Source organism: Desulfovibrio sp. JY (genome assembly GCA_021730285.1).
Lineage (GTDB): Bacteria > Desulfobacterota > Desulfovibrionia > Desulfovibrionales > Desulfovibrionaceae > Solidesulfovibrio.
In genome coordinates this window covers 2,259,764-2,285,064 of sequence record CP082962.1, presented here as the reverse complement: position 1 = coordinate 2,285,064, position 25,301 = coordinate 2,259,764, and the positions used below count along the sequence as shown (strand labels likewise).

Genomic DNA, 25,301 nt, shown 5'->3' with positions numbered 1-25,301 from the left:
TCCCGTGACAGCACAATTCAGCCTTTGCACATGTATTTATCCTAAATAATTAACAAAAAATGAGCAGTGTCACATTGCCCGATAGCCAACCCGCGCCCTATACTGAGGCAATCGCCAATCGGCCGCGCCGCCGCAATCCGCCGCGTCGCCGCCGCCAACCGCGCCCCGCGCCAGAGGAAAGCCGCCCATGCTTCGTACCCCCCTGTGCCGCTCGCTTCCCCTTGCGGCCGCCCTGCTCGCCAGTCTGCTGGCCCTGTCCCCGTCCGCGCCGGCCACGGCCAAGACCGTCACCGACATGGCCAAGACGACGGTGACCGTCCCGGACGCCCCCAAAAAGGTCTACGCCCTGTCCCCGCCGGACAGCCTGCTCGTGTACGCCATCGATCCCTGCGTGCTGGCCGGGTGGAATTTCAAGCCCTTCCCGCCGGCAAAGGCCTTCATGCCCGCCTGCGCGGCCAACCTGCCGATCCTGGGCGGCTTTTTCGGCCAGGGCATGGTGCCCAACAAGGAAGCCCTGCTCGCGGCCAAGCCCGACATGGTGATCAGCGGCACCATGGCCAGGTCCAACCCCGAGTTCGACAAGTTCTTCACCGACATGGGCATCCCGGTGGTGCACATCAACAGCGAATCGCCGGACAACTATCCGGCCGACTTTCGTTTTCTGGGAGAAGCGCTCGGCAAGAAGGAGCGCGGCGACACCCTGGCCGCGGCCGCGGACAAGACACTGACCGAACTGCGCGCCGGCCTGGCCAAAATTCCCCAGGACAAGCGCCTGACCGTCTACTACGCCGAGGGCGGCGACGGACTCTATACCGATGGCTCGGGTTCCTTTCACACCATGGTCATCGAGATGGCCGGCGGCGTGAATGTCCACAAAAAGCCCCAGTCCCGCCGCTTCGGCATGGACAAGGTGACCATGGAGACCGTCATGGGCTACGCGCCCCAGGCCATCCTGGTCCAGGACGCCAAATGCCGGGACATGATCCTCACCTCGCCCCTGTGGAAGGACATCCCGGCCGTCAAGTCGGGCAAGGTGTTCCTCATCCCGGACGCGCCGTTTAACTGGTTCGACCGTCCGCCGTCCTTCATGCGCCTGCTCGGGGCCAAATGGATGGCCCATGCCCTGTATCCGGAGGTCTTCCCCTACGACATGGTCAAGGAGACCCAGGCCTTTTTCAAGCTGTACCTGCAAAAAGACATCAGCGCCGACGAAGCCAAGGCCCTGCTCGCCGGCAAAAATCCGCACCGCGGCAAGTGAGCCACACCCCCGTTGCCTCCCCCCGCGCCGCCGCCAGGGCCCGGTACGCCATACCGGTCCTGGCGGCCGTGCTCGTCCTGGCGGCGGTCTGGTCCCTGACCGTGGGCCAGTACCCCATAACCCTCGGCGATCAGTGGCGGTTTTGTCTGCGCGCCCTGTCCGGCCAACCTTCGGCGGCGGGCGAACAACACCGCATCGCCACGGTGCTGTGCGACATCCGTTTTCCGAGGCTTCTGGCCGCCATGCTCGTCGGCGCGGTGCTGGCCGCCTCGGGCACGGCCTATCAGGCCATGTTCGTCAATCCGCTCGTCTCGCCGGGACTGCTCGGCGTGCTGGCCGGATCGGCCTTTGGCGCGGCGGTCGGCATGCTGGCGGGGGTAAACTGGACCCTGGTCCAGGTCTTTGCCTTTACCGGCGGCATCACGGCCGTGGGACTGGCCGTCGCCATGGCCGGCAGCGGCAAGGGCGACAAGCTCCTGCTGCTCATTCTCGGCGGCGTGATAAGCTCCGCCCTGTTCACGGCCCTGTTGGCCGCGGCCAAGTACGTGGCCGATCCCAACGACGAGCTGCCGGCCATCACCTATTGGCTGATGGGGGGGCTGTCCCGGGCCGACGGGACCACCATGCGCCTGGCCGGGCCGGCCTTTTGCCTGGGGCTGGTGCTCCTGTTCCGCTTCGCCGGCCGGCTGGACCTTCTAAGCCTCGGCGACGAGGAGGCGCGGAGTCTCGGGCTCTCCACCGGCCCGGTGCGGCTGGCCCTGATCGCCCTCTCCACGGTGCTTTGCGCCCTGACCGTGTCCATCGCCGGGCTGATCGGCTGGGTGGGGCTCATCATTCCCCATGCCGGGCGCATGCTGGTCGGGCCGGGCCATGGCCGGCTTTTGCCCGTCGCCGCCCTGCTCGGAGCCGTCTACCTGCTGGCCGTGGACGACATCTCGCGTCTGGCCTTTGGCGTGGAGATCCCCCTTGGCATCCTGACGGCCCTGATCGGCATCCCGTTTTTTCCGCTGGTACTCAAAAACGCCCGAAAGGGCTGGAGTTAGGCATGAACGCCGTCGCCGCCAGCAACCTGGCCTTTTCCTACAACGGACGCGCGGTCCTCAAAGACGTGTCCTTCACCGTGGCCCCGGGCGATCTCGCCTGCCTGCTTGGCCCCAACGGCTGCGGCAAGACCACGCTGTTGCGCCTGATTCTCGGCCTGCTTTCCCCGGGTTCCGGAGACGCCCGCATCGAGGGGCGCGATGTGGCCGCCTGCCCGCCCCGGCAGCTGGCCCGGCTGGCCGCCTATGTTCCCCAGCTGACCCAGCCGGCCTTCGCCTACACCGCCTTCGAAACGGTGCTCATGGGCCGGGCCGCCAGGGCCCGGGTTTTCGGCCGGCCGGGAAAGCGGGACAGGGAGATCGCCAGGGCGGCCATGGCCCGCTTCGGCGTCGACGGATTCGCCGATACGCCGCTCACGCGCCTAAGCGGCGGCCAGCGCCAGCTTGTCATGCTGGCCCGGGCCCTGGCCCAGGATACGCCGGTGCTCGTCATGGACGAACCGGTCAACGGCCTGGATTTCGGCAATCAGGCCCGATTTCTGGAAATCGTGCGCAGGCTTTGCGACGAGGGCCGCACCTGCCTTATGACCACCCACTTCCCGGACCACGCCCTGTGGGTGGCCGACCGGGTGGTCATGATGCGCGCCGGCCATGTCCTGGCCGACGCGCCCCCGGCCGAGGCCGTCACCAGCCCAAACCTCGGCCGGCTTTACGACGCCGCCATCGAGGTGCATCCCTTAAACGAAGATATGCGGGTGTGCGTGCCGGCGCGTATGCGCCGGGTCTTGCGGCATCCGGGCAAAAGACGCGTCATTCCCCTGACCGCCGCCAGCCCGACCGCAAACGCCGCCCCAAGGAGCCGTCATGTCCGAAACGACTTTTGACCGGAGTTTCTACGTTTACGACGCCAACCATCGGTTTGCCGCCATGTACCCGCTGCTCGCCCGCCAGATCGTGGACGACTTCGGCATCACCAAGGGCGTGTGCCTGGACGTGGGCACGGGCAGCGCCGCCGTGTGCATCGAGCTGGCCAAGATCACGGACCTGACCATGATCGGGCTCGACGCCAAGCCCGAGGTGCTCGAACTGGCCCGGGAAAACGTGGCCCGCCACAATCTTCCGTCCGAGCGTTTCCGCTTCCTCGAAGCCGACGTGACCGCCATCCCCATGGAGGACGGCACCGTCGACCTGCTGGTCAGCCGGGGCTCGATCCCCTTCTGGGAAGACCACGTGGCGGCTTTTGCCGAGCTCAATCGGGTGCTGGCCCCGGGCGGCGCGGCCCTTGTCGGTTGCGGCTTCAGTCGCTACCAGCCCATCGAGGAAGTGCGGGCCATGCGCCCCAAATGGTCCGGCGAGGGTGAAAAGGACTCGCGAAACGACTGGAAGGCCGACGACTACCTGCCGCGCGTCCTGGACCAGGCCGGCATCGCCGACGCCGAGGTCCATCGCGACTCCTACGGGGTGTGGGTGCATATCCGAAAATCCTGACCAGTCGCCCCTCTCCGCCGCCTTTTCGAGACCCTATTCCTTACCCAAGGGATAGGAATAATCCTTTATTTTCAAAATCTAGCTGAATTTATTGGATATTATTTTTTTCAGCGGTCCCTTTCCGCTTTTTTGCATTTCAGGTAGGAGGGGAGGGTTCGGTTGTGCAACACTGTCAGCAACAAGCCGGCCACACGGCCGCGATAAAAGAAACGCACGGAGAATGCCTATGATCAATCGAAAGCTCTGGCTGATCGACGCCGGATACATGTATCGCGGACAATCCATTTACAGTCGCGAGTATAGTATCGATTATGTCAAACTGAGAAACAAGCTTGAGATCGACGAGCCGCTTTGGAGAGCCTATTACCTCAATTCAGTGCCCAATCCCACGCCCGATGCCCAGGTTTCCTTTTACAACTGGATGCGCAGCGCGCCGCCCATCGGACCGAAAATCATCACCAAACTCTACGAACTGCGTTCGAGCGAAATCACGGACCTCTACTGCGAACAGTGCCACCGCAAGGTGCCCATTTCATGCCCCAACGACCCCAAGCATCGCCTGAGCCGTGAACAGCAAAAAGGCGTGGACGTGGGCCTGGCCACCTTGGCGCTCACCCATATCGAGAACTACGACACCCTGATCCTCTCCTCGGGCGACAGCGATCTGCTGGACGCCATCGAGTTCATCACGGAAAAAAACAAGCGCTTCGAGCTGCTCGTCTTCAAGAACGGCGTGTCCACCGACCTGCAATGCCGGGCCGACCGCATCTACTGGATTGACGATTTCGCGAGCGAAGTCGCGCGGTAAGAAGTTGGGGGGAAACTTTTCTGTAGAAAAGTTTCCCCCCAAACCCCCTTTCCAAAGACTTTCAAAAGGGGGGCCGTGACATACCCGTTACCAGGTAAAAACTTTAGGAAGGGGAGAGCGCGAGAGGGGAGAACCCTTTTTAAAGGGTTTCCCCTCTCGCACTGTCTTCCACTCTTCTCCTCCCCCCCCTCCTAACGTCCGGCCATGTCGCGCAGGCGGCGGATGCGTTCTTCGGTGGGCGGGTGGGTGGAGAAAAGCGAGGCCATGGAGATGCCGGCGAACGGATTGACGATGAACATGTTTTCCGTGGCCGGGCTGGCCTGCATGGGGATCTGCCGGGCGTAGTTCTCGAGCTTGCCGAGGGCTCCGGCCAGGGCCAGCGGCGTGCCGGAAATTTTCGCCCCCGTGGCGTCGGCCAGGTATTCCCGGGACCGGGAAATGGCCATCTGGATGAGCGTGGCCGCGATGGGCGCGAGCAGGGCCATGGCCAGAGCGCTGAGGACGCCGCCGCCACCGCCTTCGTCGTCGCTATTGCGGCCCATGCCGAAAATCGCGCCCCACTGGAGCATGTTGGCCATCATCATCACGGCCCCGCCCAGGACTGCGGCAATGGACTGGACCAGGATGTCGCGGTTCCTGATGTGGGAAAGCTCATGCGCCAGCACGCCGCGCAGCTCCTCCGGAGAAAGCAGGCGCAGGATGCCCGCCGTCACGCAGACCACGCCGTGTTCAGGATTGCGGCCCGTGGCAAAGGCGTTGGGGGAGTCCTGGGCCACGATCATGACCCGGGGCTTGGGGATGCCGGCGTTTTGGGCCAGTTCCTCGACCATGGCGTGCACGCCCGGGGCGTCGGACGGGGACAGCTCCCGCGCGCCGTACATGGACAGCACGATCTTGTCCGAAAACCAGTAGCTGCCGAGGTTCATGACCACGGCGAAAAAGAAGGCGATGACAAGGCCCTGCCGGCCGCCCATGGCCTGTCCCACGATGAGGATGAGCGCGGTGAGAAGTCCGAGGAGCAGGGCGGTCTTTATCTGGCTACTCATGATGCGGAAAACCTCCGTATCCGTATGGGGCTATAGAAAAAGACCCCGTCCGGTCCGCTGCCGGACCAGGCGGGGTCGGTTCGATACTGTTGCGTTACGCCGTAACCTGTTTCCGTTACCCTTTCGTTGTCGGGTCGTGGCATTTTCCGGCTGTTGCGGCCGGGCCGCTTCCCGTGCGCCGACGGCAGGGCAGTTCCTGCCTCGGGCGGGTTCCGGAGAGAACCTCCGGTTCCGCGTGCGCGCGGCGAGCCTTCTCGCCGGGTAGGGAACATCTTGCGTCTTTATCGTTTTGGCGCGCCGGGCGCGCATTGGCTATCGCTTTTACCGGGAGCCACTGCCTGGTTGTCGCGTTTCGTCCTGGCCTTTTCCAATTTTTTCAGGCCATTTTTCCAATCAACGCTTCCCAGGATGCCCTCTCACCGGGACGGCCGTTACCTGACCGTCTCTTGTGGGCGACTCGCTTCGCCGATTTTGGGGCTTATAAGCCCATCGGCATTGCCCTCCGGCTTGTCTTAAGCTCTTCTGTTGCCAGATTCCGGATCCTTGGTTTCGTGGAAGGGGCCCGGGCGCTTCGGCCTCTGGCTCCTCCCGGCGACCGGATAAGTCCGACCGCCTATCCGACCTTTACGGCCGTCACTTCGGGGCGACTCGCTTCGCCGAATATGGGTTTTTCAAGCCCGTCGGCATTGCCCTCCAGTTTATCTTGCGTTCGGCTGTTGCCTGATTCCGGATCCTGTGTCCTTTGGAGAGGCCCGGGGCGCTTCGGCCTCTGGCTCCTCCCCGGTGACCGGATAAGTTCGGCCACCACTCCGGCCTGCTTACGGCCGTCACTTCGGGGCGACTCGCTTCGCCGAGTATGGGACGTCTAAGCCCATCGGCATTGCCCTCCGGTATTCCGTCTGGTACGTTTCCCGCTTCCAGGTCCTCAGGCTCCCAACTTCTGCGGCGGTCTTTCTCGGCCTGTCGGCCGTACCGTTGGCGCTTTTGCGTGGCGATCGGGTAAGTCCTTTCGCCTTCAAGGCTCCGACATAAGCCGGTTGGGCCTTGGGGGTGGGCGACTCGCTTCGCCTGTTATGGGAGACGGGGTTCGTGACGGCGTAGCCTCCTGCTCGGGTTTCACCTCTTATGAGGTTGCCGTTGATTCTAGAGATAATTCTTCCGGCGCGTTTGTAAAGTGAAATCTTCGACAGAAAGACACTTCACCGACGCTTACCGCCTGGAATCCGGCTGTCCGAGCCGGTTTTTGTCCATCGTTGACAAGGACGCGCCGTCTGGGCCACCTTGCGCCGACAGCACGGCCGGGGCGCAAGGTGGCCCGGACTGTCGCCTCACCCTCCAACGCCGCCGGTGCCAAAAAAACCTCATTATTACGGATGCAAAGCCCCGCTCCCGCCAACACTCGCGTCCATGGGAAGGGCGACGCCGCCGTTTCCCTGGCCGCCCTGCTCCTGGCGCTTTGGGCCGTGCACGCGCTCATTCTCGGCAAGCTGGCCTTCACCGGCGACGAAGTGCGCTACGCGGCCTATGGCCTCGGCATTTTCCACGGCCAGGGCTTCCACCCCAGCGACGCCCTGTGGCGCGAGATGGTGGACGACGCGGGCCTTCGCACCCCGCTTGCGACCAGCCCCGCCGGCCACGCCGGAAAGCTCATCCATTCCGTGATCTACCCCATCCTGGGGTCCCCGGCCCTGACCCTGGCCGGGCTTGACGGCGCGCGCTGGTTTTCCTTTGCCGTGGGGGCGCTCGGACTCGTCATCCTCTACCAGGCCCTGCGACGGCGTTTCCCCCATGGCCCGAGCCTTGCCGCCGTGGCCGGGGTGGCTTTTGCCTGCCCGCTCATTTTCTACCTGCGGCTTTTTTTCGCCGAGATCCTGCTTTTCACCTGCAACTGCCTGGTGCTCCTGTTCTTCCTGTCCGGACGCCACAAGAACCCGGCCAATGCACTCTGGGCCGCGCTCGGCCTGTGCCTTCTGCCCTTTGTCCACGTCAAACTGTCCCTGGAGGCGGCCACAGCCTTTCTGATCGTCTACGCCGGCCTTCGCCAAAAGTTATCCCGGCCAAGGCAGCTGGCCATGTTCGGCATTGCCGGGGGACTCTTCGCCCTCTTTCTCCTCTACAACCAGGCGCTTTTCGGCCTGGCCGTGGGCGGCGGCAACCCCGCCTTTCCCGTCACCTTTCTGGCCGTGCCCGACCGGGTGCTGACCAACCTCTTCGACATGCGCCACGGGTTGATTCCCAACGCCCCCCATTTGCTGCTGGGGCTGATCGGCCTCACCTGTTTCATCTGGAAGGACAAGGACCAGCCCGAAGGCACCATCCTCGTTCTTTTCACGGCCTATTTCTGCACCATGCTCTGGGCCAACGGCAGCGAGGCCTACGCCGCGCGCAACTGGACCGCGGCCATGCCCTTTGTCGCCTTTGGCCTGGCCCGCTGGCTCGACGAGCCCGGCCGGATCAACAAATGGCTGGCCCTGCCGCTTTTCCTGCTGTCCCTGTGCCTGACCTGCGTCCTTTTCAAATACCCCAACGCCTTCCTCGACAGCCGCAACTATTCCGTGCCCTTTGACAGGCTTTTTACGATGCTGCCCTGCTTCCAGTTCGGCTACCTGCTGCCCTACGATTTCCTGGACCACGAAGGGGCGACGCTCTACGCCTCCCTGGGCCGTGGCCTCGGCGTCGCGGCCGTGCTCGGACTTTTCGCGGCGGGGCAGGTCCTGGGCGCCCGGTCGCGCCTAGTTCGCACCGGCGCCGCCGCCCAGGCCCTGGCCCTGGCCGTCATCGTCTTTTTCTCCCTGGTCACCCGTGTCGGGGACGTGGCCACGAGCATCACCCGCCGCGGCAACGCCTATTACCTCAATTGCGCCCTGTCCCAGCCCGCCGACCTGGCCTTCCTGCGCATCGACAACCCCGACGCCGCCATGAAGCCCTACGGCTTTTTCACCCTCGCCCTCATCGACGGCCCCCAAACCGCGACCAGCCGGGTGCGGGCCTCGGCCGTGGTTCCCCTGCCGCCGTTCACCCCGGCCAGAGGCGTCATGATCGCCGAAACGCCACCCAGCCCGGACAAGCGCTGGCTCGACACCGCCGCCGGCGCGGCGTTATACAGGCGTGTGATTTGTATAAAGAGCTGGGGGGAACTTTTCTGAAGAAAAGTTCCCCCCAGACCCCCTTCCAAAGACTTTTAAAAGTAACGGCATGTTAGTCGAGCGGCATCCGTAACGGTAAAAACTTTAGGAAGGGGAGAGCGCGAGAGGGGAGAACCCTTTGCAAAAGGGTTTCCCCTCTCGCATTCCTCCTCCTCCCCTCTCCCAAGGAGGCCCTGCCATGGCCAAGCGACCGAGCGTCATCGTGACCCGGCGGATCCCTGAAGCCGGGTTATCGTTATTGCGTGAGACCTGCGACGTTTGGGTCAATCCCGAGGACCGGCCCCTCGACCGGGCAGAGCTGCTCCAGCATGCCGCCTCGGCCGACGGCGTGATCGGGCTCTTGACGGACCGCATCGACGGCGATTTTTTCGACGCCGCGCCGCTGCTTCGCGGTTACGCCAACTACGCCGTGGGCTTCGACAATATCGACGTGCCCGAGGCCACCCGCCGGGGTGTCCCGGTATCCAACACCCCGGACGTGCTGACCACGGCCACGGCCGAGCTGGCCTGGGCGCTGGTTTTCGCCGTGGCCCGCCAGATCGTGGTCTCGGATGCGGTCATGCGCTCGGGGAATTGGCCGGGCTGGGGGCCGCTCCAGTTCATCGGCCAGGAGGTCAGCGGCAAGACGCTCGGCATTTTCGGTCCGGGCCGCATCGGCACGGCCATGGCCCTGATGGGGCGCGGTTTCGCCATGCCCGTGGTCACCTGCGGCGGCAGGCGTCCCAACGAAACCCTGGAACGCGAATGTGGAGCGAAAAGGCTTCCCTTCGAGGAATTCCTGGCCACGGCCGACATCATCAGCATCCATGCGCCGCTGACGCCGGAGACGCGCCACGCCTTCAACGCCGCCGCCCTGGCCAGGCTCAAGCCCACGGCCATCCTGGTCAACACCGGACGCGGCCCCATCATCGACGAGACGGCCCTGGTTACTGCCCTGCGGGAAAAACGGCTGGCCGGGGCCGGCCTCGACGTCTACGAGTTCGAGCCGAAAATGGCCATGGGCATGGCCGCGCTGCCGAACGTGGTCGTCACCCCGCACATCGGCTCGGCGACCAGGGAGGCCCGCGACGGCATGGCCGCGCTTGCGGCGCGAAACCTGCTGGCCATGCTCGCCGGCCAGACCCCGCCCACCTGCCTCAATCCGGAGGTGCTTGCCGACGGGGCCCCCCGCCAATCTTGACAAAATTTGATAAAAGGGCGCATTGCCAAATCCCGAAATCCAGAAGCCCCGCATACGCAGGCAAGGAGCCCCCATGCGCATACGCAACATGATGCACAAATCCCTGGCCGTCATCGGCCCGGATGTGGATTTCGCCGCCCTGCTCGCCGCCTATAGGCAGATGGAATCGCGCCTGGTCTATGTCGTGGACAAGGACGGCAAGCTCCTTGGCGTCATCAGCAGCTACGACATCCTGCGGGTCATGTTTCCGTTTTATCTGGACTCCAATCTGGTCAAGGCCCTGCCCGACGACGAATCCGTCTTGCGCCAGGCCTTTTCCGCCTGCAAGGGCCAGCTGGCCGCCGAGATCATGACCTCGGATTTCGCGGCCGTTAAGCCCGACGCCCTGTTTCTCGAGGCCGAGGCGCTCATCGCCGAGCGCGGGGTCAACGTGCTGCCGGTTGTCGACGACAAGGGCAGACTGGTGGGCGAAGTTTCCCGCCGGGCCATTCTCAAATACCTGGCCGAGCGTTGCGGCCTTGAAGACGAGGCTTAGACGCCATGTTCTGGACTGCTACCGCCATTTTCGTTCTGGCTTACGCCGTCATCGTTTCGGACAAGATCCACAAGACCAAGGTGGCCCTCTTCGGAGCGGCCCTGACCCTGGCCTTCAAGGTCCTCACCCAGCACGACGCCTTCCACGACGCCGACCTCGGCGTGGACTGGAACGTGATCTTCCTGCTGATTTCCATGATGATCATCGTCAACATCATGACCAAGACGGGCGTGTTCCAGTACGTGGCCGTCAAGGCGGCCAAGATCGGCCGGGGCGAACCCTTCGCCATCATGGCCATCTTCGCCGTGGTCACGGCCATCTCCTCGGCCTTTCTCGACAACGTGACCACGGTGCTGCTTCTGGCCCCGGTCACGCTGCTCGTCGCCCGGGAGCTGGAAATCGACCCCGTGCCCTACCTCATCACCGAAGCCCTGGCCTCCAACATCGGCGGCACGGCGACGCTGATCGGCGACCCGCCCAACATCATGATCGCCTCCAAGGCCGGGCTCGACTTCATGGACTTCCTGGGTCACCTCGCCCCGGCCATCGTCATCATCATGATCGCCTGGATGCTCTCCTGGAAAGTCATCTTCGGCAAACGGCTGCACGTGGGCGCGGCCCAAAAGGCCCGCATCCTGGCCATGAACGAAAGGGCGCTCATCAAGGACCCGGCGCTGCTCAAAAAAAGCGGCTTCGTCCTGGCGCTCACCATCTGCGGCTTCATGCTCCACGGCATTCTCCACTACGAACCGGCCACCGTGGCCCTGCTCGGAGCCGCGACGTTGCTGCTGATTTCCGGGCAGGACCCGCAAAAGGTGCTCGAGGAAGTGGAATGGCCCACCATCTTCTTCTTCATGGGCCTTTTCATCATCATCGGCGGCACGGTCAAAGCCGGGCTCATCGAGCTTTTCTCCCAGAAGGTCATCGCGCTGACCCACCCGACCAAGGACTCCATGCTCACCCTGTCCATGGTCATGGTCTGGTTTTCCGGCATCGCCTCGGCCATCGTGGACAACATCCCGTTCGTGGCCACCATGAACCCGCTTCTGGCCGAACTGGCGGACAAGGTCCTCGGCCCGGCCACGGGTCTTTCCGGACAGGCGCTCTACACCCATCCCACCATGCTGCCGGTGTGGTGGTCCCTGGCCCTTGGCGCCTGCCTGGGCGGCAACGGCACGGCCATCGGGGCTTCGGCCAACGTCATCGTGGTCGGGCTTTCGGAAAAGGCCGGGCACAAGATCTCGTTTGTCCGATTCCTCAAGTACGGCGCGCCCGTGACCCTGGCCACCATCTTTTTGTCCATGATCTACATCTACGTGCGCTACTACCTGCTCAAGGTCTGAGCCGGTGCCCCCCGCGCCCATGCCCAAGGCCACGTCGCCCGCCGTCCGCGCCCTTCTTCTGTCCTGTCTGGCGGCGGTGTTCTTGCTGGCCTTTGCCGGGCAGGTGCGCACCGGGGCCACCACCAGCGACGACCTCGTCTACGAGCAGCACGTCATCACCGGCAGCCTGATCGCCTTTGCGGGCGAGCTGGCCGCCGGGAGCGGCCGCTTCCACCACTATCTGCACGTGGGGCTCACCTCCCTGCCCTACCATCTGGACAGCGAACCGGCGCGCAAGGCGATATCGCTGACGGTCTTCGCCGCGGCCATGGCCTCGTGCGCCTTTCTCGCGGCGACCGTGGCCGGGCTGCCGGCGCTCGGGCTGCTGGCCATGCTCTTCGCCACGGCCTTTTACCAGGACAACTGGCACCACAACATCGTCTCGTCCTATCCGCTGGTCTTCGATTCGGGGCTGCTGTGCATCACCTGGGCGGCCTACTGCCTGTGGCGGCACGGGCGCATGGGCCGCACACGGCTCCTTGTCCTGGCCAACCTGCTGGCCTTTGCCGCCTACTGCCATTTCGAGGCGTTTTTGTGCTACGCGCCGCTTTTATGCGCCGTCATCTGGCTGGCCGGGGAACGGTACGGCCGGCCCAAACGGGAGCGGCTGCGGACCATGGTCCGGGCCAACATCGACCTGGCGGTCTATCTCGTCGTCTACCTCACCTACCGCGCCCTGCACCCCTCCCAGTACGACGGCAACGCCCTGGACCTCTCAAGCCCGCTGCGCATCCTGGAAACGGTGTTGGCCTACAGTCAAAGCGCCCTGCCCCTTGGCGCGTTTCACCTCGACGTCGACTACGTCAACCGCTTTCCGGTCATCACGTCCGCCCTGGTCCTCGACTTCGCCGGCTACCTGCGCCAGCTCGCGGGCAACTGGCCGCGCCTGGCCCCGGCCTGGCTGGGCCTCTCGGTCGTCACCGGCGGACTCGCCTACCATCTGCTCACGCGCGGCCCGGACCGTCCGCGCGCGCGGCTCCTCCCGGCGTGCCTTGTGCTCTACGCCGCCTACTGCCCCAATTTCCTTATCAGCCTGTCGCCCAAGTACCAGGAGCCGACCACCCACGGCATCACCTGGTACGTCACCTCGACCTTTTCCGCCTATGCCTGGGCCATCGCCCTGGCCCTGGCCGCCCTGTGGCTGTGCGGCCGGCTTTCCGGCCGGGCCCGCCAGGGGCTTGCCGCCGGTCTGGCCGTTTTGGCCGCCGCCATGGCGCTGGTAAACGCCTCGGTCAACGCTTCGGTGCTCGAAAGCAAGATCGCCGCCGCCTCGCGCTGGCGCATGGCCCAGCTCGCGGCCAAGAGCCCGGATTTCGGCGCCCTGCCGGACGGCGCGACCCTCATCGCCCCGGACCTTTTCACTACGGTCAACGTGGAGATCACCCATCCCGGCTACTGGGAGGCCTGGTTTTCCCACCACGCGGGCAAGCGGGTGCATGTCCTCGAAACCGTCGATCCGGCCAGCCCCCCGGACCTGCCCGTCTATGCCCTGCGCCGGTTGTCCGCGCCGACGGATGCGGTGACGTCCATTCTCCTGGCCCGGGTGACGCGCCTTGGCCCGCCGGGTCCCGATCCCTACGCCCCGCACCCGGACCAGCCCGGGCTGCTGGCCGACGCCGTCCACGTCGTAAGCGACGCCACCAACCGCTATCCCGACATCCTCTACGAGGACGCCGGCGCCTGGCGGCTGACCCCGGCCATGGCCATGGGGCGCCGGAAACTCTCGGAAACGACGATCACGGGTCGGGCCATTCCCGTGGCTTCGGTGGCTGTCGTGCCGTCCTGGCGGCTGGCCGTGGCCGCGCCCTCGGACCTCACCCTGCGCTTCGGCGAGGGCTGCTCGCCGCCGGAGCACTCCATCAGCGGCCCCATCGTCTGGGTGGGCGACAGCGGGGTGTTGCGGCTGACCAACAGCCGCGGGAAACCGGTCGTGGCGCGCCTCACGTGCAACCTCGTGGCCATGACGCCCGTGCGCGTGCGGCTCACGGGGCCGGGATTGACGCAGGAAATCGACGCCACGCGCCTTTCCACGCCCGTCACGCTGACCCTGCGCCTGCCGCCGGGGGAATCCCGCCTCACTTTGCAGACCCTTCCGCCGACTCCGGGCGCGACCAAGCGCCTGGGCCTCGTCGGCGCGGCCTTATCCCCGGATACGGCCGCTCAGGCCGTACCCTCGCCCGGCCCGCGCTGATCGAAAAGACCACGCCCCCTGGTTCCATGTTTTTTGGAACACACTCACGGTTTTCTATTTTTTCGAGACAGTCCATCCAGGCAAAAAGTATTTTTCGCTGTTATTACAGCATATTCTTTATTTGTGCGAAACTGGCACGCCCCGTGCTTTATGACTTGTCAAGATCGGCAACGGATACACAACCGGCAATCCACATATAAAGAAAGGGGAGAAAAACCATGCTGCGCACCATCACCAAGTTCGTTCGTGACGAAGAAGGAGCCACCGCGGTGGAATACGGCCTCATGGTCGCCCTGATCGCCGCCGTTATCGTCGGCGTCGTCTCCAGCCTGGGGCAGCAGTTGAGCACGACCTTCACCACCATCACCGAAAAGATCAAGCCCGCCGGCTAGGCCACGTCCTGATCGGCAGCCATTTCTCGCTCGCAAAAAGGCCGCCCCCTTCCCGGGGCGGCTTTTTTTAGGTGAAAAGGCCCTGCCGCCGGCTCCGGGCGCGAACAGGCGCCTGGGCCGCGTCGGCACGGCCTTGTTTCCGAACGCCACCAGGCCGAGCGGCGTCGCGTCCCTACTCGCTGCCCGCGTGCAAGAACGCCACGCCCGACGCCGTTTCCACAAATTCGGGAATGGCTGCCCGCCGTTCCACGTATCCGGGAACATCATCGAGGCAGTATGCTTTTTTATCCAGTCACTGCGGGCTATTGCCCAAAATCACCGGTCTGGCACGCCCCGTGCTTTATACCCTGTCAAGATCGGCAACGGATACAACCGGCAAGCCACATATAAAGAAAGGGGAGAAAAACCATGCTGCGCGCCATCACCAAGTTCGTTCGTGACGAGGAAGGAGCCACCGCGGTGGAATACGGCCTCATGGTCGCCCTGATCGCCGCCGTCATCGTCGGCGTCGTCTCCAGCCTGGGGCAGCAGTTGAGCACGACCTTCACCACCATCACCGAAAAGATCAAGCCCGCCGGCTAGGCCACGTCCTGATCGGCAGCCATTTCCCGCTCGCAAAAAAGGCCGCCCCCTTCCCGGGGAGCGGCCTTTTTTGCGACCTCGCGCCGTTGCTCTCGCCTGGCGCTTTTGGCATGTTCGGGTCAAGGAGCGCCCATGCAACGAAACACCCATCTCGGCATCGACCTGGCCCTTTGCGGCACGCCCGTGGAACTGTCCCCGGGCCGGGCCGTGGTCCGGCTGGCCACGCTGCCGGCCATGGCCGCCGACGACCGGGGACTGGTGCACGGCGGCTTCGTCTTCGGTCTGGCCGACCATGCCGCCATGCTCGCGGTCAACGACCCGCTGGTGGTCCTCGGCGCGGCCACGGTCCGCTTCACGGCCCCGGTGGTCGTGGGCGAGGAGATCGCGGCCGAAGCCACCGTCACGGAGGGGGAAGGGAAAAAACGGCTGGTGGAGGTGACGGTGCGCCGCGAAGCGACTATGGTCCTTGGCGGGACGTTTACCTGCGTCATCCCGTCGCATCACGTTCTGGACCGATAACGCGCCGTCAAGGCGTCCCAGGCCTGCCGAAGGGAGGAACCATGAGCTTTACCCTGCACCAGCCCGCGCCCATCGACAAGGAACCCGAGTTCGACTGCATCTTCTGCAACAAGCCGGCGCTTCGTTCCTCGGAAGCGGCCAGCACGGAAACCACCCGCACGGTGGAGGTCTTCTGCCGGCACTGCGGGGCCAGAAAGACCGTCACGACCAAGGCCTCGGCCGACGGCAAATGCTGGGAGCCGGTCGAGTAACGCTGCCCCCCTACTCCTCCCCGGCCGCGAGCACGCCGGCCGGCGTGGGTTCGTAGCGCGTGGCCGGGCCGCTGCCCCGCCGGGCGAGCAGCCCCTTGTCCACCATGTCCCGCAGGTCGTGCACGGCCGTGCGCTGGGGAATGCCGCCGCAAAGCGCCTCGTAACGGCCCCGCGTGACCGAACCCTCCCGCACGATGACGGGAAGCGCCGTCCGCTGGCGCGCGTTGAGCGCCACCTGTTCGATGGACATGGACACGGCGGCGAAGGATTCGGGCGGGGCGACGACCGCCTCGGCCGCCTGCTCCGCCGTCGCGGCGTCGAACGTGCCGCCGTCGGCTTCGAGCACGATGTCCGTATCCTGAATGACGCTGTGCTCGGACATGACCGCCGCCCGCAAAATGCAGTGCTTGAGCTCCCGGATGTTGCCCGGCCAGTCGTAGGCGGTCAGCTTGGCCAGCGCCCCCCGCGACAGCCCAAGCCCCCGCCGGGCCGTGGTGTCGCCGGCCTGCTTGAGGAAATGGTGGGCCAGGGCGGAGATGCTCATCTTGTGTTGCCGTAGCGGCGGCGTGGACACGGCAATGACCTTGAGCCTGAAATAGAGGTCCTCCCGAAACGCCCCCGCGGCGATGGCCTCGCGCAGATCCACGTTGGACGCGGCGATGAGGCGCACGTCCACGGACAGCTCCTTGTCGCTGCCAAGGGGCCGCACCCGGCGCATGGCGATGGCGCGCAACAGCGCCTGCTGCACCTTGGGCGTGGCGCTTTGCACCTCGTCGAGGAACAGGATGCCGCCGTCGGCCTCCAGAAACGCCCCCTTGCGCTCGGAGCGGGCTTCGGTGAAAGCCCCCTTGACGTGGCCGAAAAGCGTGTCGAGCAGCAGATTCTCATCCAAGGCGCCGCAGTTGATCGAGATGAACGGCTTGGCCGCGCGCCGGCTGTAGCGGTGAATGGCCTCGGCCACGAGCTGCTTGCCCGTACCCGTCTCGCCGGTCACCAGCACGTCGGCATCCACATGGGCCGCCTTGGCCACTTCCGCCCGCAGCCGCTCCAGAAGCGGCCCCACACCCTTTATTTCCGGGAAAAGCCCGGCCGTTCCCCCGAGCATGGCCGGGTCCGGGCTGGCCGCCTCGCGCATGCGCACCTGCTCGATCTTCCTGTCGCGGCTTTTGATCTCGTCCCACTGGCGGCGCAAGGCCGCGATCATGGCGTTGATGGCGTTTTTTAAAAGCGTGGTCTCGTGGTCGTGGTCCGGCAGCTTGAGGGGGGAAAGCCCGTTTGTGGACTCGATGCTGGAAACGGACCGGGACAGGTCGATAATGGGGCGGGTGATGGCCCGGGCGAGCAAGGTGATGAGCCCCGTGACCAGGATGATGGCCGAAAGCGTGATGATGAACACCACGTCCACCTGCTTGTAGCCGGCGCGCAGGGTCATGCGCGTCTTGTCCATGTAGGCCACGCCGGCCACCACCTTGAACGGGCCGTTTTCCGACGAGGCAAACCGCACCGGGGCATAGGGCATGTAGCTGGCCCGAAAACCGCCGACGTCGAGTTGGCCGTCGTCGGCCTGGTCGATGATGCCGCTTTTGCCCTCGCGCACGTCGCCGATCATCCGCCAGAAATGCTTGTAATGGGACTCGGGCCGAAAGGCCGATTCCATGCCGCGCCGCCCGAGCGTTCCGGAGTAGCCGGCCCTGGCCAGATACGTGGTGAGCTCCAGGCCGGGATCGCCGACATCGGCCGACTGGAACAGCACCCAGCCCTCGGTGTCGAAGAGGAAACTGAACCGGACTTCCAGGCTGCGCTCGAAGCCGTGCAGGGGCGAGTGAATGGAGTTGTACAGCGACAGGATGTTGCGCAGGTCCCGGGCCCCGATGCTCAGGATGTACACGCCCACGATCCGGCCGGCGGCGTCGGCGCGGGGCGTGATCAGGCGGTAGACCTCGTCGCCCATGGCCACGTCCTCGCCCGTGCCGAGGGTCAGGTGGTAGTCGAGCTGGGCCAGGGGACCGAGGACGACCTGGCCGGGGCCCAGCCCGCGCGCTTCCTCCACCAGGCGGAAGGGACTCGGCCGGATGTCCGGGATGGCGGCGTCCGGCAGCCGGACCGCCTTGCCGTGCAAGGTGACGTAATAGACGTGCTCGTGGCCTTCCAGATCCAGGTAGCCGAATTCACAGTAGGGAAAGGGGCGCAGGGCGTTTATCCGCGAGAGATAGGCGGCCATGGCCTCGGCGGTCGGCCTTTCGCCGGCGAAAAAAAGCAGGTCGCGCCGGCCCCGGGCCAAGGCGTCTTCCAGGGCCTTGGACAAGGCCAGGGTTTGCACGATCCCGCTACGTTCCAGGGCTTCTTGCAGGAATTGTTGCGAGAAAATGTAGGTGACGTAGCCCGTGACAAGCAGAATAGCCACCATGGAGGGAATGAGCACGGCCAAAAGCTTCGTTCGCACACGCAGCTTGTTTGGCGCATAAAACGGGAGAAATCGGGCTTGTATCCGGCTGGGTATGTCGATCCAGGTCATCGCCGTCCCCCCCTGTGTGAAAAAAAGAGCGAAATCCGGCCGCAGCCTCGTCATCCCCATCCGGTCAGTATCCGGCAATAACTTGCCGGATTTCTCTTTCTACCGGAATCTCAAGAACTTTTTCCGATACAGGTCTTTTTTTCCATCTTGCAAAATCCGGCAAAGGTGTCAATACCGGTTTTCCATATTTCCGGTATCTATACGAAATAAAAAGGCTATATTTGGCAAAAAAGGCTGCTGGCATGGCGATTGCTCTTTTTGGAACAATCGCCGGGCCAGCGTGGCCCGTACCCGATCGCCGCAACCTATAAAGAGAGGGCGTGCTCCATGAAAATCCTCGTGGCCATCGACGATTCCGCCTTTGCCGGAAAAGTCCTGGAAACAGCCGTTGCCATGGCCGTCGACAAAGCGGCCGAGCTCACCATCATCTCCGTGGCCTCGCTGCTCGACGATATCGACGACATGCCGCCGGGCATGAACGACAAGCTGCGGGCTGTAGCCGAAAAGACCGTGGCCACGGCAAAGGAAGCCGCCGCCGCCAAGGGGGTGCGCGCCGAGACCCATGTGGAGCAAAGCGAATCGCCGGCCAATTCCATCGTGACCTACGCCAAGGAAATGAAGGCGGATCGCATCGTCATCGGACATAAGGGCAAATCCAGGCTGGAGCGTCTGCTGGTCGGCAGCGTCGCCCAGGGCGTGGTGGCCCACTCTCCCTGTTCCGTGTTCGTGGTTAAATAACTGCAACCGCTGGAGGTACGTATGTTGCGTCGCACGTTCTGGGTAACGGGATTGACCCTGCTTTCGGGATTGCTCATTCCGGCGCTGGCCCTGGCCGCCGGTGGTGGGGCGAGCGAACTGGTCGTCGTGGCCGATACGCGTGTCATCACTTCGGAGGTCCTGAAATACTTCGCCGACCTCTACAACTTCAACCCAGTGCTGTTCGCGGTATGGGCCGTGGTGCTGACCGCCGGCTACGGCTGCTTCCTCGGCGTGCTCATGGACTTCATCATGTCCCGTACCGGGCTTGACCTCAAGTCCCGCAAGATCATCGAAAACTAGCGCCACACCCTGCAAGGAGGATACGCCATGGATACCAGTTGGCTTTACCTGTACATGCCCATCGCGGGTGTGGAAATTTTATGGCCCGGCCTCGTGCTGATCGGCTTCTCGGTCGGCGTCATCGGCGGTTTCTTCGGCATGGCCGGCGCCTGGATGGTCACGCCGGGCCTTAACATCCTGGGTTTTCCCATGGCCTTCGCCATCGGCACCGACATCGCCCACATCGCCGGCAAATCGATGATCTCCACCATGCGCCACGCCAAATTCGGCAACGTGGACTACAAACTCGGCTTCGTCATGCTGATCGGCACCATGATCGGCATCGAATGCGGCGCCCAGATCGTCATGAAACTCGAGCGGCTAGGCACCATCGGGCCGGTCGTGCGCTGGGTGTACGTGGTGCTTTTGGCCCTGATTTCCTGGATGGTCTTTTATGACTATCACAAGGCGACCAGCAAGAAAAAGAATAATAGTAGTGGGGAGAGCGGCGAAGGCCTGACCTGGTACAAGACCATGCAGCGGATCAACATCCCGCCCATGATGTACTTCAAGACGGCCGGCTTCACCTGCTCGGTCTGGCTGCCCATCCTGGTCAGCTACCTCACCGGCGTGCTGGCGGGCTTCCTCGGCATCGGCGGCGGTCTCTTCCGCATGCCGGCCCTGGTCTACCTCATCGGCTGCCCGACCCACATCGCCGTGGGCACCGACCTCTTCGAGGTCATGATCTCCGGCCTTTACGGCTCGTTCACCTACGCCCTCAAGGGACGCATCGAACTCGTGGCCGTCTTCGTGATGCTCTCCGGCGCGGCCATCGGCGCCCAGATCGGCACCGTGGCCACCAAGTACGCCAAGGGCTACGGCATCCGCCTGGCCTTCGGCGTGGCCGTCTTGTGCTGCATGCTCTCCATCATCCTCAAGCAGTTCAAGTTCAACGCCGCGGCCACGGTGGTCATTCTCGGAACCATCACGCTCATCTGCCTGTGGATCATCAGGATCATGCTCTCCGGCGCGGCCCAGGAACTGCGCGCCAAGAAAGCCCGGGAACAATCCGCCTAACCCAGTCAACGGAGGAACCGCCATGCGCCGTCAACATACCCTTGTCGCCCTGGCCCTGGCCCTCGGCCTGATATTCGCGGCCGGACAGGCCCTGGCCTTCAGCGTGGTCCAGGGGAAATGCCTGGAAAGCAACAACGCCCAGAAAACCATCAAGATCGAAGCCTACGACACCAACTTCGGCCCCGCGAGCCCCTACGGCAAGTCCACCGGCATCCAGACCGTCTATGACGTCAGCGAGGCCAAGATCGGGATTCCGCCCCAGCCCGGCGACATCCTGCGCATCGCCTACACCGTGGAAGGCGAGAAGAAGAAGGCCGCCAAGGTCATGAATGTCTCCAAGCAGGACCTGCGCAAAAAGTAACCCCCACCCCAATCGGCGGAGGCGTTCCGGAAACGGGGCGCTTCCGCCTTACTCTCCAAGGAGTGTGCGCCATGTCCCTGTCCCACGCCGCCAAGCGGGCCGTCACCCTGATCACCATGGACGTCCTGATCATCGCCGAGCTGACCTACACTTTTTCGAAATGCTTCAACACCACGGCCGATTTTTCCGAGACGTTTCTGCACTGCTACGTGCCGCTCTTCGTGCCCACCATCGCCCTCGCCTACATCGTGCTGTGGCGCATCAAGCGCCTGGAAGCACGGGACATGAAGGCCGCGCAGCAGGCCGAACCCCTGGCGCAGTAGCGCGGAGGCGCCATGCGACACATTTTGCCGCGGCTGTCGGTGCTCCTGTTCGTCCTTTTCCTGGCAACCATCGCGGATGTCGTGCTCTACCTCGTCTTCGACGCCCGCTCGGACGTTTTGCGCAGCCTGCCCGGAGAACACCATGAAGTGGTGGGCAAACTTCCCGAGTCCGTCCAGAATGTTTACGCCCGGCCCCGCTCCGACGATCCGGACGAGGAGAACGAGCGGATTGCCCTGCTCAACGACAAGGTGCTGGCCATCCACGCCGATGCGCCCGGCATCGCCGTCCACTTCCAGGAATTGCGCGGCCGCGTCTGGCGCGGCGTGTTCACGGTGAGCCCGCAAACGCCTCCCGGCCACTATGCCGTGACGGTCTTCCCCAAGGAACAGCTGCATCCGCCGGGACCGGACCAGGAACGCTCCATGGTGATGGTCGACGTGTTCCCCGACGCCGCCGCCATGCGGGGAAGCTACGTGTCGCGTTCCGAACGCTTCCTGGGCTTTGGCCCCTGGTGGGTGGTGATGGCCATTATTCCCCTGGCCGCCCTGCTGTTGGTGTACGCCTACCGCCGGGCCGGCAAGGAAGAAGAGCGGCTGCATGCCGAGGGCCTCGGCCCCATCTACAAGCTGGCCAAGGCGAAGGACCACTGGGACATCCTCTTTGGTCTTGGCAGCGCCCACGGGGTGCGGGAGGGCGACACGCTGTCCGTGCTCGACCCGAAACTGCGCCGGGTGGGCACGCTGACGGCCCTGCGCGTGGCCAAGGAATCTTCCGAATCGAAAGTGGGGCTCGATGCCGACATTTCCCCGTTCCACGTGGTGTCGCGCACGCCCGTGTCCCCGGATGCGGCCGGAGACGCCGCCCCGGGCGAGGCGGACGGCTGACGCGGGATCACAGGGCCCAGGTTCCCCCGGACGCTCATGGCGCAGCGTGGGGGGCCATATCCAATAAGGAAAAGACAGGACGACCATTGATGACGGACGAGGCCGGGGAGAGAACATCTCCCCGGCCTCGTCCGCATTTGGGGAGCGATTGCGGGCACGCCGTCCCCGGACCGGGCGCCACAGAGCCGACAGCCCCCAGAGTGGGCTCACCCGACAGGCATGCGAGGGGGAGAAGGGCTATAGGCACCGTGGTCAGTGCCCACATTTTTCCGCAAAGGTCGTGAGGCCAAGGGCATAACAAAGTGTTGCAGCGGACCGTCTTCATGAGCTATTATTTTATCTAGCATCTTTTATATATAGTATGTTCTAACGAAATTTTAAAAATCATTCGAAGCGCATACTTGTAGAAGCTTGAAATTTACAATCCATTCGGAGAATGCGCGGTGGATCAACTCCCACAATTTTTGCGAGACAATGAGGCTTGGCTTATGGAGCGTATTCTTTCATATGCCAAGCAACATGACTTTACCAAATATACTTCAACATTACTTGATGCTTGGCGTATGTCCATATCCGGCCTGACAGCTGCCCTGTGCATGGCTCGTTACAGGCATGGGGAGGGAGAGCCACAATTCAACCCAGATGAAGACTACACCACCGATTCCGTTACAGAATTCGGAAGGCTCGAGGCCAAGCGACATCGTGAGCGCGGTATTAACTTGAGTATGTTTCTTGGACTTCTCAAGTATTATAGAGATACGTATATCGACCTGTTAACAGAGAAGGGAGATGAAGAATTCAAACAACCATGGATTCGTTTTATCTTAAGGAGCTTCGATCGCTTTGAAATCGCCTTGTGCGCCGAGTGGGTAACCACAGAAGATTCCGAACAAATTTCAAGACTTGAAAAAGCAAATCGTCGTCTATCAAATGAAAAGAATAAGTATCTTACCGTATTTGAAAGTACTCCTCGTCCTGTATTTTTGATCGACAAGGAAGGCTTGCTGGACAGCATGAACCTTTCAGCCACCGATTTACTTGGATTAGGTATGGACTCAGGAGAAATGTATTACTCTGGAGGACACAGTACGTTAAACCGGGAAGCTGAGGGACTTCGTAAGCCTCTCGATGATTATTTGCCTTGGCTGAAAGACGCAGTACGTTCATTTTCCGCAGGAGATGCTCTTTCCCATAGATTAGAGGTAAAGATAGACTCCTTCGGTGCGAATCAATACTTCGATGTATTTCTTGCCCATATGTTGGATGTATCAGGTAAATTTTCTGGAATTTTGATAATTCTTGACGACATCACCAGGCGAAAGCAATTGGAATTTCAGTTAAACCATCTCGCCACCACCGACGCTCTCACTGGCGCGAACAACCGCCATCGCTTTCTGGAAAGAGCCGAGGAAGAAATTGTTCATTCAGAACGCTATGACAGACCTGTATCTTTTCTCATGCTTGATATTGATCATTTTAAAATTATTAATGACACTTTTGGACATGCCATAGGCGACGATGTTCTAAGAGTCCTTTCCGCAGAATGTCGAAAACTCTTTCGCCAGACAGATGTGTTTGGAAGGGTTGGCGGTGAAGAATTCGCGGCGATCTTACCTGAGACCACTTCAGAAGGCGCGGGACAAATCGCTGAACGGCTCAGACAAACTCTGGCTCAATTAAATGTCGACGGGCCTGATGGCAGTATTGCATTCACTGTATCCATTGGAATAGTCGAACGCAAAGAGGATCAGAATCTTTCCGACATTATGTATTATGCTGACAAGGCCCTCTATGAAGCAAAAAACGCAGGAAGAAACAGGGTCGTTTCCTGGAATGGAAAAACCTTCGAATAACGAGGATTATTGACTATAAATTGTAGTCGACTTTCGACGGAAGCCGATCTGCACGCACAGACGACCAGCATGATCTCCGGGGGGCAGATGGGTGCGCGCACGTGTCGCCCCCGAGGCCGGACCGAGCGCTCCAAACGATTTCGGGCAGCCTGCGAGGCACCTGCCCCTCTTGCCGGATGCCTTCCAATCCACGATCCCCAGGGGAGTGAAAAAATAAGACGCGCCCCCCATGGGCTCTGTCGTCAGATGACTGTGGGGAGTCAGGCAAAGTGAGAAATGGCGTGGGGCCTAGATCGGACAGGACCAACCTAGGCTAAACATAGGCCGGACGTGGGCTTTGGGACATCGGCGCGGCGCACCAGGCAGTCAAAGGGCAAGATGAGAAATTGGCCGTCTGAGGGGCCAAAAATATCAGGCAAAGTGAGATGGCTAGCGGACGTACTCGCGGCAACTCCAGACCACGCGGCCGATGATGCGCACCATGTTGGCCAGATCGCCAGCCATATCGACTTCGATTGGATTATAACGCTCGTTCCTACTGCGAAAACTGAGCTTTCCAGGCAAAGCATCGACGTATTTCACGAGCACTGCCGAATCAATACCCACCGCAAAGAGGCCACCAGATATTATTTCGCGCTGGCTTTCGTCGATTAGTACAGTATCTCCAGAGAAGATTTCCGGTTCCATGCTGTCACCGACAACATCCATCAGCACCATTTTCTTGGGGTGCCCTTTGCGCTTCAAGAACTCTCGCTTGAACGCATAGAGGCCGATCACTTCCCCTTCCGTCTCCAGGCTGCCCGTGCCGGCACACAACCGCGCCCGGACCTTCGGCACCAGCTCGTATCCCAGCTCTGGCGCGGCTTCAGCGCTCATCCACCGGCGTTCATCCTCGAGACTGCCCGTCGGCTTTTGCCCGGATTCCGGGGCAAGTTGGCTTTCTCCCCGCCGCATGGAGCCAGTACCATACAGAATCCAATCCGAAGAGATCCCATATGCGAGGGATGCTCTTGTTATCCATATCGCCGGAAGCTGTTTTCTCCGCTTAGTAGTTGAAATTGTTTGTTGTTTTAAACCTAAAGAAGTCCCAAGCTCGATGTCTGTTTGTGCCCCAACTGCTTGCTTCAAGCGTGCGAAGATTTCGTCGAACCGAGTTGCTAATTCTGAGTCGGAATTTGCAACTAAATTTGCAACCTCTGGGGTCATCTAGATATCACCTTTTTAGTTTTTTAATATCAACATGTTAGAAGTGGAAACCTAAATTGTTACATTTTTTTGAATATGCAACCTAAAAATACTGTTGACCTTCACAATATTAGGTTCTAATCCTAACCCTGTCCGGGGTCACTTGACCCGTCAGCCCATAGCTAACAGGGGCGGCGGAAATCCTCAATGTCCAGGCCCCGGGAAAATTTGGATCGGAGAAATAGG

General features: G+C 62.5%; 25 protein-coding genes. 21 read left to right on the top strand and 4 right to left on the bottom strand.

Annotated features, from left to right (window positions below; translation table 11 throughout):
- Positions 1–187: 187 nt before the first annotated feature.
- From K9F62_10225 to K9F62_10205, 5 genes are all read left to right on the top strand, one after another.
- Positions 188–1,258 (top strand): ABC transporter substrate-binding protein, encoded by a 1,071-nt coding sequence (locus K9F62_10225; protein UJX43023.1) that lies wholly within the window; start codon positions 188–190, stop codon positions 1,256–1,258.
- Entirely contained in the window at positions 1,255–2,301 is a 1,047-nt protein-coding gene (locus K9F62_10220) for an iron ABC transporter permease (GenBank protein UJX43022.1), read from the top strand. The genes K9F62_10225 and K9F62_10220 overlap by 4 nt, the downstream gene beginning before the upstream one ends.
- Before the next feature lie 2 nt (positions 2,302–2,303).
- Positions 2,304–3,182, top strand: coding sequence for an ABC transporter ATP-binding protein (locus K9F62_10215; GenBank protein ID UJX43021.1), 879 nt, complete (start codon positions 2,304–2,306; stop codon positions 3,180–3,182).
- The gene (locus K9F62_10210) at positions 3,163–3,786 is read left to right on the top strand and encodes a class I SAM-dependent methyltransferase (GenBank protein ID UJX43020.1); all 624 of its coding nucleotides are present in this window, start codon (positions 3,163–3,165) and stop codon (positions 3,784–3,786) included. Before K9F62_10215 ends, K9F62_10210 begins: the two co-directional genes overlap by 20 nt.
- A 226-nt stretch (positions 3,787–4,012) precedes the next feature.
- Positions 4,013–4,594: an NYN domain-containing protein gene (locus K9F62_10205; protein UJX43019.1), complete on the top strand. Its 582-nt coding sequence runs from the start codon at positions 4,013–4,015 to the stop codon at positions 4,592–4,594.
- Between the two features lie 191 nt (positions 4,595–4,785).
- On the opposite strand, the gene K9F62_10200 is transcribed toward K9F62_10205, so the two are convergent.
- Positions 4,786–5,640: a zinc metalloprotease HtpX gene (locus K9F62_10200; protein UJX43018.1), complete on the bottom strand. Its 855-nt coding sequence runs from the start codon at positions 5,638–5,640 to the stop codon at positions 4,786–4,788.
- 1,373 nt (positions 5,641–7,013) lie between these two features.
- Between K9F62_10200 and K9F62_10195 the strand changes: the two genes are divergently transcribed.
- The 9 genes from K9F62_10195 to K9F62_10155 all read left to right on the top strand — a co-directional run bounded on the left by K9F62_10195 (position 7,014) and on the right by K9F62_10155 (position 15,818).
- Positions 7,014–8,786 (top strand): hypothetical protein, encoded by a 1,773-nt coding sequence (locus K9F62_10195; GenBank protein ID UJX43017.1) that lies wholly within the window; start codon positions 7,014–7,016, stop codon positions 8,784–8,786.
- 178 nt (positions 8,787–8,964) lie between these two features.
- Entirely contained in the window at positions 8,965–9,966 is a 1,002-nt protein-coding gene (locus tag K9F62_10190; protein UJX43016.1) for a D-glycerate dehydrogenase, read from the top strand.
- A gap of 73 nt (positions 9,967–10,039) precedes the next feature.
- Complete coding sequence (locus tag K9F62_10185) at positions 10,040–10,501, top strand: CBS domain-containing protein (protein UJX43015.1); 462 nt, start codon at positions 10,040–10,042, stop codon at positions 10,499–10,501.
- Between the two features lie 5 nt (positions 10,502–10,506).
- Positions 10,507–11,844, top strand: a complete 1,338-nt coding sequence (locus K9F62_10180; protein ID UJX43014.1) for an ArsB/NhaD family transporter — start codon at positions 10,507–10,509, stop codon at positions 11,842–11,844.
- Positions 11,845–11,863: 19 nt separating this feature from the next.
- The gene (locus K9F62_10175) at positions 11,864–14,074 is read left to right on the top strand and encodes a hypothetical protein (protein ID UJX43013.1); all 2,211 of its coding nucleotides are present in this window, start codon (positions 11,864–11,866) and stop codon (positions 14,072–14,074) included.
- A 218-nt stretch (positions 14,075–14,292) separates the two neighbouring features.
- Positions 14,293–14,466, top strand: coding sequence for a Flp family type IVb pilin (locus K9F62_10170; protein UJX43012.1), 174 nt, complete (start codon positions 14,293–14,295; stop codon positions 14,464–14,466).
- A 408-nt stretch (positions 14,467–14,874) separates the two neighbouring features.
- Positions 14,875–15,048, top strand: a complete 174-nt coding sequence (locus K9F62_10165) for a Flp family type IVb pilin (protein ID UJX43011.1) — start codon at positions 14,875–14,877, stop codon at positions 15,046–15,048.
- A 132-nt stretch (positions 15,049–15,180) separates the two neighbouring features.
- A complete protein-coding gene (locus K9F62_10160) occupies positions 15,181–15,567 on the top strand; it encodes a thioesterase (protein UJX43010.1) in 387 nt (128 codons plus the stop codon).
- A gap of 41 nt (positions 15,568–15,608) precedes the next feature.
- A complete protein-coding gene (locus tag K9F62_10155) occupies positions 15,609–15,818 on the top strand; it encodes a hypothetical protein (GenBank protein ID UJX43009.1) in 210 nt (69 codons plus the stop codon).
- Between the two features lie 10 nt (positions 15,819–15,828).
- On the opposite strand, the gene K9F62_10150 is transcribed toward K9F62_10155, so the two are convergent.
- Together K9F62_10150 and K9F62_10145 are read right to left on the bottom strand one after the other, a co-directional pair.
- Positions 15,829–18,261 (bottom strand): sigma 54-interacting transcriptional regulator, encoded by a 2,433-nt coding sequence (locus K9F62_10150; GenBank protein UJX43008.1) that lies wholly within the window; start codon positions 18,259–18,261, stop codon positions 15,829–15,831.
- 136 nt (positions 18,262–18,397) lie between these two features.
- On the bottom strand, positions 18,398–18,577 hold the full coding sequence (locus K9F62_10145; protein UJX43007.1) for a hypothetical protein: 180 nt from the start codon (positions 18,575–18,577) through the stop codon (positions 18,398–18,400).
- 83 nt (positions 18,578–18,660) lie between these two features.
- On the opposite strand from K9F62_10145, the gene K9F62_10140 reads away from it, so the two are divergent.
- From K9F62_10140 to K9F62_10110, 7 genes are all read left to right on the top strand, one after another.
- A complete protein-coding gene (locus tag K9F62_10140; protein UJX43006.1) occupies positions 18,661–19,071 on the top strand; it encodes a universal stress protein in 411 nt (136 codons plus the stop codon).
- Positions 19,072–19,092: 21 nt separating this feature from the next.
- Positions 19,093–19,392 carry a hypothetical protein gene (locus tag K9F62_10135; protein UJX43005.1) on the top strand — a complete coding sequence of 100 codons (300 nt, stop codon included), beginning with the start codon at positions 19,093–19,095 and terminating at the stop codon, positions 19,390–19,392.
- Positions 19,393–19,419: 27 nt separating this feature from the next.
- Complete coding sequence (locus K9F62_10130) at positions 19,420–20,448, top strand: sulfite exporter TauE/SafE family protein (protein UJX43004.1); 1,029 nt, start codon at positions 19,420–19,422, stop codon at positions 20,446–20,448.
- A 22-nt stretch (positions 20,449–20,470) separates the two neighbouring features.
- On the top strand, positions 20,471–20,809 hold the full coding sequence (locus tag K9F62_10125; GenBank protein UJX43003.1) for a hypothetical protein: 339 nt from the start codon (positions 20,471–20,473) through the stop codon (positions 20,807–20,809).
- A gap of 71 nt (positions 20,810–20,880) precedes the next feature.
- The gene (locus tag K9F62_10120) at positions 20,881–21,132 is read left to right on the top strand and encodes a hypothetical protein (protein ID UJX43002.1); all 252 of its coding nucleotides are present in this window, start codon (positions 20,881–20,883) and stop codon (positions 21,130–21,132) included.
- A 12-nt stretch (positions 21,133–21,144) separates the two neighbouring features.
- The gene (locus K9F62_10115) at positions 21,145–22,017 is read left to right on the top strand and encodes a hypothetical protein (GenBank protein UJX43001.1); all 873 of its coding nucleotides are present in this window, start codon (positions 21,145–21,147) and stop codon (positions 22,015–22,017) included.
- A gap of 488 nt (positions 22,018–22,505) precedes the next feature.
- Positions 22,506–23,870 carry a GGDEF domain-containing protein gene (locus K9F62_10110; protein UJX43000.1) on the top strand — a complete coding sequence of 455 codons (1,365 nt, stop codon included), beginning with the start codon at positions 22,506–22,508 and terminating at the stop codon, positions 23,868–23,870.
- Positions 23,871–24,299: 429 nt separating this feature from the next.
- Here the strand turns inward: K9F62_10110 and K9F62_10105 are convergent, their stop codons facing one another.
- A complete protein-coding gene (locus K9F62_10105) occupies positions 24,300–25,076 on the bottom strand; it encodes a helix-turn-helix domain-containing protein (GenBank protein ID UJX42999.1) in 777 nt (258 codons plus the stop codon).
- Between the last annotated feature and the right edge of the window lie 225 nt (positions 25,077–25,301).